We start from the raw sequence: 14,827 nt of genomic DNA on the forward strand, positions 1-14,827 counted from the left end.
GAGAGCAATCCATGAAAAACACCCTGCTTGCTGCAACCGTCAGCCTGCTGGCGCTGGCCGGCGCCGCCCAGGCGATGGACGATGTCGTCATCGCCTTCGCCGGCACGGAAGATCTGAAGAATGACGCGGAATATGTCTTCATCCATGCCTTTGCCGAAAGCCTCGGCAGCCATGGCGTCAACGTCGTCGTGCACCCGTCGAACGCCCTCGGCAAGGAAAGCGACCGGTTCGACCAGACCTCGCAAGGGCTGATCGCCGTCAATGTCGGCAACGCCGGATCGCTGATCAAGGCCTCAAAGTGGTCCTCCACCCTGTTCCTGCCCTTCCTGACCTCGGACGAGGCGGAATTCGACCGGGTGGTGGCGGAGTCCCATGCGCTGGATCACATCAACGCGGATGCCGGCAAGCTGGGTCTGCGCGTCGCCGGCTTTGCGATGCGCGGCGGCACCCTGGGCCTGTTCAACACCCAAAAGCCGGTGACCACATTAGCCGATGTCGCCGACATGCGGTTGCGCGCCCAGAGCGGTGACCAGGTGTCCGTCATGGCCGCCTGGGGGGCCAAGCCCACCGTCGTCAGCTGGGCCGAGACCCCGAACGCGCTGCAGACCGGCGTCGCCGTCGGCCATTTCAACCCGCCCTCGACCGTGGTTGCCGCCGGTCAGGTCGAGCTGCTGCATTATTTCACCCCGCTAGAGGCCGGCCCGGTGCCGAAGGTCATCATGATGTCCGACGACTGGTACAGCGGCCTGACCGACGAGGAAAAGGGCTGGGTCGACGCGGCGGTGGCGCATGGCGTCGAGGTGAACCGCGACTGGGCCCTCAAGCAGGTGCCCTATTTCGAACAGGTGATCCAGGACGGTGGCATCGAGATCACGCCGCTGGAGCCGGGCGAGCGCGACAAGTTCGTCGCCGCCTCGCGCTCGGTCTGGAACCAGATCGTGCCGCAGGAAAACATTGATTACATCACGCAATTCCTGAACTGATCCCGTTAGGATCGCAACTGGGGCGCGGTCATCCCGCGTCCCGACGGAGCCTTCAATGACATCGCTTGCAACTTTCCTGGAGCGGCTGAGCTTCGGCGTCGACCGCGTGCTGCGTGCCATCGCCCTGGTCGGTCTGGTGCTGATGGTGGCCTTCATCTCGCTGCAGGTCGTGGCCCGCTATGGCTTTTCCGCGCCCCCCGCCTGGACCGAGGAGGCCGCGCGCTATGCCATGGTCTGGGTCGGCCTGCTTGGGGCCTCCATCTCCTATCGCACCGGTTTCGACCCCCGGTTGGTCAAGCTGCCCGCCACCCTGCCGCGGCCGGTGCTGGGGCTGGCGGCGCTGCTGCGCGGCGCCGCAGTGGTGACCTTCCTGGGCCCGATCCTCTTCTTCTGCTTCTATGGGCCGGGCCTGAACCCCGCCCGCTCGTTCCTGGCGCGGAACATGCATACCACGGCCGAAACCTTCGACATGCCCACGATCTTCGTCGCCGTGACCGTGCCCATCTTTATCATCGCCATCTTCCTGCACGGGCTCGCCACATGCGCGCGGAGCCTTGCGAACCTCAGGGCCACCGGCCCGGACGGAGACACCAATGCCTCACATCACGCCTGACACGCTGCGCAACGACAGCGCTTTCATCACCCGCCTGACCGCGCTGCGCCAGGATCTGCACCGTCACCCCGAAACCGCCTTCGAGGAACATCGCACCGCCGATATCGTAGCCCGGCGCCTGGCCGAGATGGGGATCGAAATCCACCGCGGCCTGGGCGGCACCGGCGTGGTCGGCACGCTCAAGGGCAAGCGCCCCGGTCAGCGGGTGATCGCGCTGCGCGCCGACATGGACGCGCTTTTCATCGAGGAGCAGACCGGCCTGCCCTATGCCTCGGAGGTGCCGGGCAAGATGCATGCCTGCGGCCATGACGGCCATACGACGATGCTGCTGGGCGCCGCCGAGAAGCTGGCCGCCGATCCGGACTTCGCCGGCACCGTCCATTTCATCTTTCAGCCCGCCGAAGAGGGGTTGGGCGGCGCCCGGGTGATGATCGAGGACGGGCTTTTCGATCTGTTCCCCTGTGATGCTGTCTATGGGCTGCACAATGCCCCCAAGGAACCGCTTGGCCGCGTGCTGACGCGCCCCGGCCCCTTCATGTCGGCCGGCGATACCTGGGAGGTGATCTTTGAGGGCAGCGGCGGCCATGGCGCGATGCCGCATACCGCCACCGACCCGACGGTGCCGGCGGGCCAGTTCATCGCTGCCCTGGCGCAGATCATTTCCCGCAAGGTGCCGGCCACGGACTCGGCGGTGATCTCGGTCGGGCATATCGCCGCCGGGGACTACATGAGCCCTAATATCATCCCCGCCAAGGTGGTGGTGCGTGGCACCGCCCGATCCTATCGGCCGCAGATCCGCGACCTGCTGGAACAGTCGATCGGCAGCTTTGCAGAGCATTGCGCCGCGCCCCATGGCGTTTCGGCGCGGCTGATCTATACCCGCCGCTATCCGCCCTTGGTGAACACCGGTGCCGAAGTCTCCCGCGCTGTCGCCGCCGCCAGGGTGTCGGTGGGCGAGAACATGGTCGACCCCAAGGCGCCGCTTGCCGGCGGCTCCGAGGATTTCTCCTTCATGCTGGAAAAGGTGCCGGGCGCCTATGTGATGATGGGCAATGGCGACGGCCCCGAGGCCGCCTTCGTTCATACTCCGAAGTATGATTTCAACGACGCTCTGATCCCGATCGGCGTGGCCTATTGGTTGAACCTGGTGGCTGCCGAACTGGCGGCCTGAACCGACGCCCGCGCCCTCTTCGTCCAGGGGGCGCGGCGCTCGCCCGCCATGGCGATCCGCAGCCCGGCGCGTTTCTTCCCGTTCCTTTCCCAGAGCGAAGGGATTAGACTGTCCCCGAGGCAGACAGCAGGAGAAAACGATGCGCGGAACCGTCCTTTTGACGCTGGCGGCGGCGATGCTGACCGTGGTGTTGGGTGCGGCCCCCGCCGCGGCCGCCTGGCGCGACCGTTACGAGGTCTATGGCGTCGAGACCGACGACATGCTGAAGATGCGCGCCGGCCCCGGGACCGGCTATAACGTGATCCTCGGGCTGCCGAACGGCACCGTCCTGCGCATCCATAGCTGCCAGCAGACCGGCGGCACCCGCTGGTGCAACGTCTCGCTCGACCAGGCGCGCGGGCTCAAGGGCTATGTCTCCTGGGCCTATCTGCGGAAAAAGTGATCCGCCCGGCCTCAGAGGCGATCGCAGGCCGCCGCGCCGCAAGTGCCCCGCAAAACGGACAAAGGCCGGCCCGGGGGCCGACCTTTGCATGAACCGCGCCGGGCGCGGCAGATGATCCCAAGGCGGACCGGTCAGGAGCCGCGCGGCTTCGACGGGGTCGCGGGCATTTCGATGTTGATCTCAAGGCTCGACACCCCATCGTCACGCTGCATCCGGACCTCGACATCCTTGTCCTCGACGGTGACGTATTTCCGGATCACCGCGAGAATGTCGTTCTGAAGCTGCGGCAGGAAGTCGGCCGCGCCCGAGCCGCCAGCGCGCTCATGCGCCAGGAGAAGCTGCAAGCGATCCTTGGCCGTCTGGGCCGTCTTCGCGCGACGGGGTTTGAGGGAGAAACCGAACAAGCTCATGACGTGCGCCCGAACAGCCGCTGGAACAGGCCGGGGCGGCGTTCCTCGCCAATCCGCATCGGGATGTCCTCACCGGTGAGCCGCGCGACGGTATCCTCATAGGCGATGCTGGCGTTCGACGGCTCGTCGAGGATGACCGGCGTGCCGACGTTCGAGGCCCGCAGCACCGCCTGGCTTTCGGGAATGATCCCGATCAGCGGCACGGCGAGGATTTCGAGCACGTCCTCCACCGTCATCATCTCGCCCCTGTCGATCCGGGCCTGATCGTGACGGGTCAGCAGAATGCGGGCTTTCACCGGCTCTTCCGACTTGCTTTCGGCGCGCTTGGTCTTGCTGGCCAGCAGACCCAGGACGCGATCGCTGTCGCGGACCGAGGAAACCTCGGGGTTGGTCACCACCACCGCCTCGTCGGCAAAATACATCGCCAGTTGCGCACCGCGTTCGATCCCGGCCGGGCTGTCGCAGAGGATATAGTCGAACTCCTGCTTCAGTTCGTTCAGAACCGCCTCGACGCCCTCCTTGGTCAGCGCGTCCTTGTCGCGGGTCTGCGAGGTCGGCAGGATATAGAGCGTGTCGAGCCGCTTGTCCTTGATCAGCGCCTGTTTCAGCAGCGCATCGCCCTGGATCACGTTGATGAAATCGTACACCACCCGGCGTTCGCATCCCATGATCATGTCGAGATTGCGCAGACCGACGTCGAAGTCGATCACCACCGTCTTGTAGCCAAGCTTCGCAAGGCCTGCGGAAATTGCCGCCGCCGAGGTGGTCTTGCCCACCCCGCCCTTGCCCGAGGTGATCACGATGATCCTCCCCAGAGGCGGCTTGTCCTTCATTTGCGTCGTCATGCGAGCGCCTCCAAATGCAATCCGTTGTCCTTCAGAAACACCTGCAGGCTCTGCCCCCGCAGCGTGTCGCCGATGCTTTCGCTGGTGCGGTAGATCCCCGCGATGGCCAGCAGTTCCGCCTCTTGCCGCAGGCAGAAGATGCGCGCGGATTCGTCACCATGTGCCCCAGCGATGGCCCGGCCGCGGAGGGTGCCATAGACATGAATATTGCCCGACGCAATCAGTTCGGCCCCAGAGGAGACCGAGCCGATCACCGTCAGATCGCCGCGTTCGGCGAAGATGACCTGCCCCGAGCGCACCGGTTCGGTGATCAGCTTGTTGTCCGGAGGCAGCAGCTTGTCGATCTTGCGCCGGCCGCTGGCCGCGGCCTTTTCCACCGGAATTTCGCGCCCGATGGTCACCGGGATCAGCCCCAGTTCCGCCGCCACATCACATTGCGTGTCCGAGGCGTTCTGCACCCCGAAAACCTGCAGGTCCCGCCCGCGCAGCTGCACCACCAATTCACGGAGTAGATCGACATCGACCAGACCGGGCACCATGCCCAGATCGAGGATCAGCGGCGCATCGAGCAGGAGCTGCGGCGCCTGCCGCAATTGCTCGTCGAGGGCCTCGAAGAAAGCGGCGTCGAGGTCTTCGTTATCCAGCCGCAGGGCGATCGCGGTGATGAACCGTCCGCGAATCTGGAATGGCTGGGTCGATACCGAAGCGCGCCCGCCCCGGCCGTTTGCTTTGTCTGTCCGCACTTGGACCTTGCTCCTGCTCTCGTCGCGGGGTGCGATTCGAACGCACCCTTGATTTTCAGTCACCTAGCCGCCTTCGGCGGGTTTGCGCATCGTGGAACTACCTGAACGAACCGATTAAGCGATTTCCCGCTCCCTCTTGCCCGCCGACACAGAGACATTCCGCTTATGTGGGCCATCCAGGCTGGGCTGCATCTTGACGTGGCGCGATTTTGAGGTGGCGTGGCGACATGCAGCGCCTTCTTACGCGCCGCCGCGAACAATTCAACCCGAAACGGAAGCGAGCCCGGGCAGGAGGTGCGCGCGGCGGCGAGCCCTGCCCAGGCGATATTGACCAGTCTTGTGATGGCGCAATCTGACCCTGCCGCCCCCCCGGTGCCTCGCCCCCGGATCGCCGGTCGAGCCAACCCGGGGTGCAAAGGCGTTCCGGCTGGGTCAGGACGACAGGCTAGCCGCGGATGACCCCCATGACCGACGCGCCGAGCTGCTGCAGAGCCGCGTTGCGGGTGGCAAAGTCCGCGTCGACGTCCGACAGGAAGATGGTGACGATCCAAGGGGCGCGCCCGGCCGGGGTGACCACCGCCACGATATTGCGCGAATGACTGCCGCTGCCGGATTTGTCGAGGATCTGCCACCCCGCAGGAGCCTCCCGGCGCAGCAGCGCGCCGGTCACGCCACCGTGGCGCATCCACTCCGCCAATTGGTCGCGAGAGGCGGGCTCCAAAGCATCGCCCAGCAGGACCGCGCGCAGCATCTCCGCCATGGCGACCGGGGTCGAGGTGTCGCGCGGATCACCGGCGACGAAGGTGTTCAGCTCGGGTTCGAGCCGATCCAGCCGGCTGACCGGATCCCCGATGCTGCGAAAGAACTGCGTCACCTCCTGCGGCCCGCCCAGATGGTCGATCAGCAGGTTGGCGGCGGTGTTATCGCTCATGTCGATGGCGGCCAGGCAGAGATCCGCGATGGTCATACTGCCGCCAACGCGCTTTTCGGTGACCGGCGCATAGGACTGCACATCTGTCGGCCGGATGGTCAGCATCTCGTCCAGGGACTGCGCCCCCGCGTCGTGGCGTGCCAGCACCGCGGCGCAGAGCGGCACCTTCATCGTGCTGTTCATCAGAAAACGTTCGTCCGCCCGATGGGTCCAGGATTGGCCCGAGCCGGTATCGACGAGCGCAATGCCGACCCGGGCGCCAAGCCGGTCCTCGACCTGCGCAACCGTATCGGCCAGTGTCTTGAGCGGAGGTTCGGCGATCACAGTGGTGGCCAGAGACAGACCGAGGGCGAGCCCTGCCGCAGCGCGCGACAGGACAGAGGTGGTGAACCGCATGTAATGTTCCTTTTTGAGACCGGGCGCCGAGGGCGCCCAGGGGATCGGACATCAAGTGATGTCATGGACCTTGCCTAATCCATCCTGCATACCTGCCTCAAACGACAAATCTTATAACCTACCATTAGCTGAGGTAATGCGATGGATCGTCCTGATCTGCCACTCAACGCCCTGCGGGTCTTCGAGGTCGCGATGCGCCAGGGCAGCTTCACCAAGGCCGCGACCGAACTCCGCGTGACCCAGGCGGCCGTCAGCCATCAGATCGCCCGGCTGGAGGATCTGCTTGGCGCGTCTCTCTTCCTGCGCACCTCGCAAGGGCTGATCCCAACCGACGAGGGCCGGCTGCTCTTCCCGGTCCTGGAACACGGCTTCGACGCCATGGCGCGGGTGCTCGACCGTCTGGGCGGGCGGCGCGACGTGGAGGTGCTGGCGGTTGGCGTGAACACGACCTTCGCCCTTGGCTGGTTGATGCCGCGGCTCGATGCCTTCCGCGAGGCCCATCCCGAGATCGACCTGAGGATCTCGACCAATAACAACCGCGTCGAGATCCTGCGCGAGGGGCTCGACATGGCCATTCGCTTCGGGATGGGCGGCTGGACCGGCCATGACGCGATCCCCCTGCTGGAGGCGCCGCTGTCGCCACTCTGTGCGCCCGAAATGGCGGCGCGACTGCAGCACCCGGCGGACCTTGGGCAGATGACCCTCCTGCGCAGCTATCGCAGCGCCGAATGGCCAGGCTGGTTCGCCGCGGCGGGCACCCCCTGCCCGCCCGTTTCGGGGCCGGTGTTCGACAGTTCGGTGGCCCTTGCCGAACTGGCCGCAGCCGGCGCCGGAGTGGCGTTGCTACCGGTCGCCATGTTCGAGCGCTACATCCGGCAGGGCCGCCTGGCGCAACCCTTCGGTGCGACCGTCTCAGCCGGGCGATATTACCTCGCCTGGCCGTCCGACCGGGCGTCGACGCGGGCGATGAACATCTTCGCGCGATGGTTGTCCGGGGCGGCCCCCGCCCCAGGGTGACACAAGGGCTCCGCTGCGCCGCGCCTGAGGCAGCCGCCTAATCGACTTCAGGCGTCTGAGCCAGGTTTTTGGCGGTGTCCAGGAACAGCGCCACCTCTGGCAATTGCTTGCGATCGCGGCGAACGATGGCGTGTTCCACAAAGCTCAGCTTCATCTTGCCGACGTCGATGGGCAGATAGCGGACCCGCGGGTCGGGCATGCAGTCGAGCGCAGAGAAGATCGCCACCCCGATGCCATGGGCCACGGCCTCGCGGATGATCTCGCGGCTGCCGAAATCCATGATCCGGCGCGGGGCCAGATTTTCAAAGGCCATCGCCCGTTCCGCGAGCACCCGGGTGCGCGAACTCTTGTCGCGAAAGACCAGCCGTTCCCGCGCCAGTTGCGCCAGGGAAATGCTCTTGGCGTCCGCCAGCGGATGACCCACGGCCAATGCTGCGCAAAGATGGTCGCGGCGGATCGGGGTGATCAGCAAGGTCGCGTCCCCCAACGGCGGGTCCACCGAAATGCCCGCGTCGATGATCCCGTTTTCGACGCCCGAGGTGATTTCCACCATCGTCGCCAGACGCAATGTGATGTTGAGATCGGGACGCTGCTCCAACATCTCGCGGGTGACCAGCGCCGCCAGACGCGGGCTGTCGCTGGCAAGGCTCAACTTCCCGGTGGCCGGAAACTGCCGGCGGTCCAGCATCCGGTCCACATCTTCGGAGACCGCCATTAGTTTGTTTGTTACAGCGAGAAGCTCGCGCCCGGCATCGGTCAACACCAGCCGATTGCCGACCCGCTGGAACAGCTTCACATTACTTCGAGCTTCCAAGTCTTTGATATGCTGAGATATCGTTGGCTGACTGACATTCATCGCAGCGGCAGCACGACCGACGCCGCCCTCTTGGACGGTCATGTGAAAGGCACGGATTTGTAAAAAGTTCATAGGCTATACCAATGTCCTGGAGCGGCTAAATCGATTTGCTTGATGACTGTGCGATTTGCAACCTCCCGCTCGAAGATCCGGCGCGGGCCGGAATCATTTCTGGTGAGGATGACATGCCGAGCACTTATGAAAGCTATCAACTGGGGCAAGCCAGTGAATTTGGTATCGACCTGATCAACGGAGCCGACAGCTCCGTTTTGTCCTTTCCGGCCAATGGTTCGGACGAGGGGCTGCGCCTTCTGCCCGGCCGTGACGTCAGCCAATATGCGGTCGCCTTCGACCTGCTGATCCCGGAGACCGACAGCGGCTATATCAGCCTGATGCAGACCGGCGACGGGGATGGCGACCTGTTTCTGAAGAACAACGGCGACGGCACCGCAGGCATCGGCATTTCCAGCCAGTACAGCGGCAGCGTCGCGTTCGGCGTCTGGAACCGGATCGCGATCACCGTGGCGCAGCAAGACGGCGAAACCGTGCTGACCACCTATGTGAACGGCGAGATGGTGCAGGCGCATGACCTTGGCGAAACCGCGCGCTGGTCGCTGGGCGAAAACGGCCTGCTGCTGTTCTCCGACAACGACGGCGAAACCGCGCCGGGCTATGTCTCCTCTGTCTTCTTCCTGGCCGATCCGGATTTCGAGGTCGTCAACGCCGCGATCGCCAGCGTGCCGCAGCCCGATGCGGCGGGCTTCTTCCCGGTCTCGCCGGGCGGCGAGGCGATCGAACTGAAGTTCACCGGCAATGACATCGCCCCCAGCTATGGCTCCGCGACCGTGGTGCTTGAAGGCGCCGATCTGCAGACGGTGGTGACCGCTGGTGACAGCCGCTTCGGCCGGACCTCCCAATTGGGGGTCGAGGAACCGGGCGCCGATATCGCGGTGATGGAGCATGGCAGCTACGACGCCAAAGAAGGGCTTCATGTCGTCCCCGCAGGTCTGGAAGGCTCGGTCTCCAGCTATACGATGGTGTGGGACCTGAACCTTTCCGACCTGCCTGCGAACTATCACGCGCTGTTCCAGACCGATGTCGAGAACGGCAGCGATGGCGATCTGTTCATCCGCGGCTCCGACGGCGGGCTGGGGATCGACAGCATCTATGAAGGCAGCGTGGAGCTGAACAGCTGGACCCGCGTCGCCATCACCGTCGAGACCGAAGGCGACACCACCACGCTCAACAAATACATCGACGGCGCGCTGGTCGGCAGCCAGACCGTCGATACCGCGCGCTTCTCGCTTGATGCGGAGAAGGGCTTTCTGGTGATGGGCGACAACGACGGCGAGGTCGGCACCGGCTATCTCGCGCATTTCGCCTTCACGACCGAGGTGTTGGATGGCGCGGCGATCGCCGCGCTTGGAGGTGTCGACGCCGAAGGCCCCCTCGCCGGAACCGAGGCGCTGCAGATCGGGTTCAGCGACTATGGCGTGACCATCGAACAGGGCAGCGGCACGGCAGAGCTGCTGTCGCAGCAGGCCGGGACCGACCCCGAGCCGGAGGTGCCCGCGGTACATGGGCTCAAGGACATGCTGGTGGCCGAAGGCGATGCGCCGCAGAGCTTTGACCTGACCGAGGTGTTCGGCCCGGATGCCGAGAATTTCACCGTTACCAACAGCAACGGCGAGGCGGTCGAGGCCACCATCGAGGATGGCGTCCTGACCCTGGCCTATGGCGATCTCGGCGCCGCCGATCTGGTGCTGAGCGCCGATGTGGGCGGCGAAACCCTGACCGACAACCTGCGGGTGCGGGTGGCGGGCGAAGGCGCCTATACCATCGCCATCCTGCCCGATACCCAGGACTATGCCGACCGCAACGCCGGCGAGGAACGCACCAGCACCTTCACCAATCTGACCAATTGGCTGGTCGACAATGCCGACAACAAGGGCATCAGCTTTGTCACCCATGTGGGCGATATCACCCAGCACGCCGGCAGCGAGGAATTCGACATCGCGCTGAATGCGATGAACGTGCTGCGCGAGGCGGGCATTCCCTTCTCGGTGCTGCCGGGCAACCACGACATCGGCGCCGGCGGCTCGTCGAACGAACGCGCCACCAGCACTTTCAACGGCGCATTCTCCACCAGCTACATGAGCGAGGATCCGACCTTCGGCGGCGTCTACGATCAGGAAGGCGATCGCTACGACAACAACTATCACCTCTGGGATGCGCCCGACGGCAGCGGCTGGATGATCCTCAACCTGGAATTCGGGCCGCGTGATGACGTCCTGCGCTGGGCCGATGAGGTGCTGACCGAGCATGGCGACCGCAAGGTGATGGTGCTCACCCATTCCTACAACGACTTCGACGGCCGCCACGACGCCCTGGGCGGGCCGCTCAACGGCGAAGGCGCGGGCTATAACTATGGCCTGGGCCGCGATGCCGAAGGCTCCTGGGACGGCGAGGAAATCTGGCGCGAGGTGATCTCCAAGCACCCGAACGTGGTGTTCACCGCCGGCGGGCACATCTTCGGCGACGGCGCCGAGACGGTGGTCTCCTACAACGACTTCGGCAATCCGGTCTATCAGTTCCTGGTGAACTACCAGAACGGTGTCGCGCTCGAGTCGACCGGCAGCGGCGATGCATCGCAGGGCGGCAACGGCGGCAATGGCGCGGTGCGTCTGGTCACCGTCGACCCGACCAACAACGCCTTCTACACCGAGACCTATTTCACTGAACTGGATCAGTATTTCAGCGGTGGCCGTGGCGATGGCGAGATGTCCCGCGACGGGCTGACCGGCGATTACGTGGGCCATGAGGAAACCTATACCGGGGTCGATCTCGGCGAACGCGAGGCCGAGGCGATCGCCGATGCCGGATCCGACCAGATCGCCCAGGCCGAGGCCGGCGCGACCGAGGCCACGGTGGCGCTGGACGCCTCTGCCACCAGCAATCCCAACGAGGAAAGCCTGACCTTCCGCTGGTACAGCGAAAAGGGCGAGCTGATCGCCGAAGGCGAGCATGCCGAGGTCTCGCTTGGCGCCGGGGTCAATGATCTGGTGCTGGAAGTCGAGGCGCCGGACGGCACCACCAGCCGGAGCGATCACCGGGTGATCGTGGAAACCGACAAGACCTATCTGATCGAAACCTTCGACGATGGCGATGCGGCAGGCTGGGTCGCCCCGGATCGCGATGCGCCGGCCTATGTCAACCTTGCCACCGACGCCGACCTCGGCCTGCCGCGGATCGGCGAAACCCCGGTCACCGTGGCGCAGATCGACGCGCTGGCGCCGAACGAAGGCATCCTGGTGCAGCCCGAGGGCAGCGCCGGGGCGCTGGAATACACGCTGATCTATGACCTCTATGTCGCCAGCGGCCAGGGAAGCTATGCCGCTCTGCTGCAGACCGACCTCGGCAACAGCTCGGACGCGGATGTTGCGCTGCGCAATGCGGGCGATGGCACTGCCGGTCTCGGGATCTCGGGTAACTATCAGGGGGCGATCCAATATGACGCCTGGAACCGGATCGCCTTTTCCTTCTCGGTCGAAGACGGCGCCCATGTGCTGAACAAATACGTGAATGGCGAATTGGTGGGGACGCAGACCCTGACCTCTGACGCCAGCACCTCGCGCTGGGCGCTCAGCAAGGACGGCTTCCTGATCTTGTCCGACGAGGATGGCGAGACGCAGCAGGTGAGCCTGGCAAGCTTTACCTTCGTGCCCGAGGTGCTCGATGCCACCACCATCGCCAATCTTGGCGGCGTCGATGCGGATGGCCCCTTCGACAGCTCTCCGGCCGAGGGATCGGTGCAGCTGAACTTCGACGGGAGCCTTGATGCCACCGATTTCGGCGCGGTCACGGTGGAACAGATCGCCGTCGGCTTCGAGAACGGCACGTCCTTCTCGGTCAAGGGGGCGGTGGCCTCCGGCGGCGAAGGCGGCGCGCTGTTCGAATCCGCCGATATGGCGGACAACCTGATCCTCTGGCAGGGTGGCGACTGGGCGGACATCACCTTCGAGGCCACCATGCGGGCGCTCGACAACGACGTGATGGGCCTGAGCTTCCGCCATCAGGACGGTGACAATCAGTACAAGCTGCTGTTCGATGCCGAAAACAACACCCGTCAGTTGGTCAAGGTGCAGGACGGGGTCGAAACCGTGCTGGCCGAGGAACACGGCGGCTATCGCTTCAACAGCGAGATCGACGTGAAGGTGACCATCGTCGGCGGCCGGATCACGGTGCAGATGGACGACCAGCTGCTGTTCGGTGGCGCGGTCGAGGATGACGCACCGCTGGGGTCGGGCACCGTCGGGCTTTACACCGACGGCCAATCGCGGGCCTATTTCGACGATGTGGTGGTGCGCGCCCCCGATCTGGGCGCCGATGCCGGTGATGACTTCCGGGTCATCGACTGGAACGGCGACGGTGTCGAAAGCGTGACCCTGAACGGTGAAGGCTCCGAGCTGCCCGAGGGCCTTGCCGATGCCACCTGGACCGGGCTCGCCGGCGAAACCGACGGGCTGGTGACCGAGGTGCAGGCCTATACCGGCACCAACACCTTCGATCTGTCGCTGAATGGCGGCGCCAGCACCGATCAGATCAAGGTCGATGTGGTCAGCGGTGACCGTCTGATCGCGGCCGATCAGTTCGAGGACGGCGATCACGCCGGCTGGACCATCGTCGACACCACCGAACTGGGCGGTTCCGCCGACTGGGCGGTGATCGACGGCGCGCTGGTGGAGCAATCCGGGGCCTATAGCCGCGAGCTGACCTGGGACGGCGCATCGAACCCCGATGTCTGGCAACGCGGCTGGTCGCCCCTGGGTGATGGCGTCTATGCGCTGCACAAGGGCACCTATGCGCTCCGGGACGGCGACCGGAACCTCGAGGACTACGGGATCGAGGCGCAGGTCACCGCCCCCACCGCCGGCGGCGCCGGTCTGATGCTGAACTGGATCGACGAAGACAACTATTACAAGCTGGAGATCGACGCCCGTGTCGGTCTGACCACGCTGGTCAAGGTCGTCGACGGCTATGAAAGCTACATCGGGCGGGTGACCACCACCTATACCCCGGGCGAAACCTTCCATCTGCGGGCCGAGAACAACGGCGGCAAAATGCAGGTCTGGGTCGACGGCCAGGCGATCTTCGACACCGCGCTTGAGGTTCACGACCTCGACGGTGGTGCGGCGGGCGTCTATTCTTGGGGCGTGGCGGGGATCGAGTTCGACAATGTCGCGATCTATGACCTCACCCCGGGTGCGGCGGCAGAACTGCCGGGGGCGAGCGACAGCGACGATCTGCTGGTTGGCTCGGTCGACGACGACCATCTGCTCGGGCTTGGCGGCAACGACAAGCTGCGGGGCAAGGCGGGCGACGACATCCTCGATGGTGGCGCCGGCAACGACCGGCTTGCCGGCGGCCATGGCGACGACCTGCTGATCGGTGGCGCCGGGCGGGACGTGCTGCGCGGCGGCGAAGGCAACGACACCGCAAGCTATGCCGGGTCCGACGCCGGCGTGCGTGTCAACCTCGGGGCCTTCGGACCGGCCAGGGGCGGCGACGCCCGGGGCGACCGGCTGGTCTCGGTCGAAAACCTCGAAGGCTCCGATCACGACGATCGCCTGACCGGCGATCTGGGCGACAACAGCCTGTCTGGCGGGGCCGGCAACGACCGTCTGTCCGGCAGCCTCGGCGATGACGTTCTGGTCGGTGGCGAGGGTGACGATCGTCTGATCGGTGGCTCCGGTGCTGACGATCTGGCCGGCGGCGCCGGCAACGACCGGCTGTTGGGCGGCTTCGGCGCTGACGTTCTTGCCGGCGGCGCCGGCGATGACAGGCTCACCGGCGGCCGGGACCGCGATGTCTTTGTCTTCGGCGAAGGTGACGGGCGCGACACGATCACCGACTTCGAAGCGAACATCGGCTGGTTCGGCGATCTTGGCCGCGACGTGCTGCAGCTCCACATCGACGGGGTCTCGACGGCCGAGGACGCCCTGTCCTTCGCCAGCCAGCACGGCCGGGACGTGGTCTTCGACTTCGGCAATGGCGATGAGCTGGTGTTGCAGAACACCCGCCTCGCCGCCCTGCAGGACGACGACTTCATGTTCATCTGAATGTTCATCTGAACTCTCGCCGCCCCCCGAAAGCAGCGCTCTCGGGGGGCGGCCATTCTGCGGGACATGCCCGCCATGTCTCCGACCTTTGCCAGCCATGTCGCCATCGGTCGGCGGCCAGACGATCGGCGCCCCTCCGGGCGAACCCGGAACGCCCCGGACGGAGACAGCAACCGGGCAAGCCAAGATTTCAGGCAAACGTCACGACGGATCGGACCGATTGGCCTTGCCTCTGCGACAGGGCGCCCATTGCGCCAACTGACGCCCCGAACCACCGGACATTTACCAAGACGAATGGCCC

General features: G+C 65.3%; 11 protein-coding genes. 6 read left to right on the forward strand and 5 right to left on the reverse strand.

Annotated elements, in window-relative coordinates; genetic code table 11:
- The first annotated feature begins 11 nt into the window (after positions 1–11).
- The 4 genes from ACN0V4_RS13275 (at position 12) to ACN0V4_RS13290 (ending at position 3,209) form a co-directional block, all read left to right on the forward strand.
- Positions 12–983 (forward strand): TRAP transporter substrate-binding protein, encoded by a 972-nt coding sequence (locus ACN0V4_RS13275; RefSeq protein ID WP_417676829.1) that lies wholly within the window; start codon positions 12–14, stop codon positions 981–983.
- A 55-nt stretch (positions 984–1,038) separates the two neighbouring features.
- Positions 1,039–1,596, forward strand: coding sequence for a TRAP transporter small permease (locus tag ACN0V4_RS13280; RefSeq protein ID WP_417676831.1), 558 nt, complete (start codon positions 1,039–1,041; stop codon positions 1,594–1,596).
- Positions 1,577–2,767, forward strand: a complete 1,191-nt coding sequence (locus tag ACN0V4_RS13285; RefSeq protein ID WP_417676833.1) for a M20 aminoacylase family protein — start codon at positions 1,577–1,579, stop codon at positions 2,765–2,767. The genes ACN0V4_RS13280 and ACN0V4_RS13285 overlap by 20 nt, the downstream gene beginning before the upstream one ends.
- A gap of 139 nt (positions 2,768–2,906) precedes the next feature.
- The gene (locus ACN0V4_RS13290; protein ID WP_417676835.1) at positions 2,907–3,209 is read left to right on the forward strand and encodes an SH3 domain-containing protein; all 303 of its coding nucleotides are present in this window, start codon (positions 2,907–2,909) and stop codon (positions 3,207–3,209) included.
- 131 nt (positions 3,210–3,340) lie between these two features.
- Here the strand turns inward: ACN0V4_RS13290 and minE are convergent, their stop codons facing one another.
- From minE to bla, 4 genes are all read right to left on the reverse strand, one after another.
- The gene (gene minE, locus ACN0V4_RS13295) at positions 3,341–3,619 is read right to left on the reverse strand and encodes a cell division topological specificity factor MinE (protein WP_417676837.1); all 279 of its coding nucleotides are present in this window, start codon (positions 3,617–3,619) and stop codon (positions 3,341–3,343) included.
- Entirely contained in the window at positions 3,616–4,434 is an 819-nt protein-coding gene (minD, locus tag ACN0V4_RS13300) for a septum site-determining protein MinD (protein WP_417676993.1), read from the reverse strand. Before minD ends, minE begins: the two co-directional genes overlap by 4 nt.
- Positions 4,435–4,460: 26 nt before the next feature.
- Complete coding sequence (gene minC / locus ACN0V4_RS13305; RefSeq protein ID WP_417676839.1) at positions 4,461–5,207, reverse strand: septum site-determining protein MinC; 747 nt, start codon at positions 5,205–5,207, stop codon at positions 4,461–4,463.
- Between the two features lie 445 nt (positions 5,208–5,652).
- Positions 5,653–6,534: a class A beta-lactamase gene (gene bla / locus ACN0V4_RS13310; RefSeq protein ID WP_417676841.1), complete on the reverse strand. Its 882-nt coding sequence runs from the start codon at positions 6,532–6,534 to the stop codon at positions 5,653–5,655.
- A 141-nt stretch (positions 6,535–6,675) separates the two neighbouring features.
- Here bla and ACN0V4_RS13315 point away from each other — a divergent pair, with 141 nt between their 5' ends.
- Positions 6,676–7,551 carry a LysR family transcriptional regulator gene (locus tag ACN0V4_RS13315; protein ID WP_417676843.1) on the forward strand — a complete coding sequence of 292 codons (876 nt, stop codon included), beginning with the start codon at positions 6,676–6,678 and terminating at the stop codon, positions 7,549–7,551.
- A gap of 37 nt (positions 7,552–7,588) precedes the next feature.
- On the opposite strand, the gene ACN0V4_RS13320 is transcribed toward ACN0V4_RS13315, so the two are convergent.
- The gene (locus ACN0V4_RS13320) at positions 7,589–8,479 is read right to left on the reverse strand and encodes a LysR substrate-binding domain-containing protein (RefSeq protein WP_417676845.1); all 891 of its coding nucleotides are present in this window, start codon (positions 8,477–8,479) and stop codon (positions 7,589–7,591) included.
- Positions 8,480–8,592: 113 nt separating this feature from the next.
- Between ACN0V4_RS13320 and ACN0V4_RS13325 the strand changes: the two genes are divergently transcribed.
- Complete coding sequence (locus ACN0V4_RS13325; RefSeq protein ID WP_417676847.1) at positions 8,593–14,526, forward strand: LamG-like jellyroll fold domain-containing protein; 5,934 nt, start codon at positions 8,593–8,595, stop codon at positions 14,524–14,526.
- Positions 14,527–14,827: the final 301 nt, after the last annotated feature.

Source organism: Pseudodonghicola sp., from assembly GCF_048268305.1.
Taxonomy (GTDB): Bacteria; Pseudomonadota; Alphaproteobacteria; order Rhodobacterales; family Rhodobacteraceae; genus Pseudodonghicola.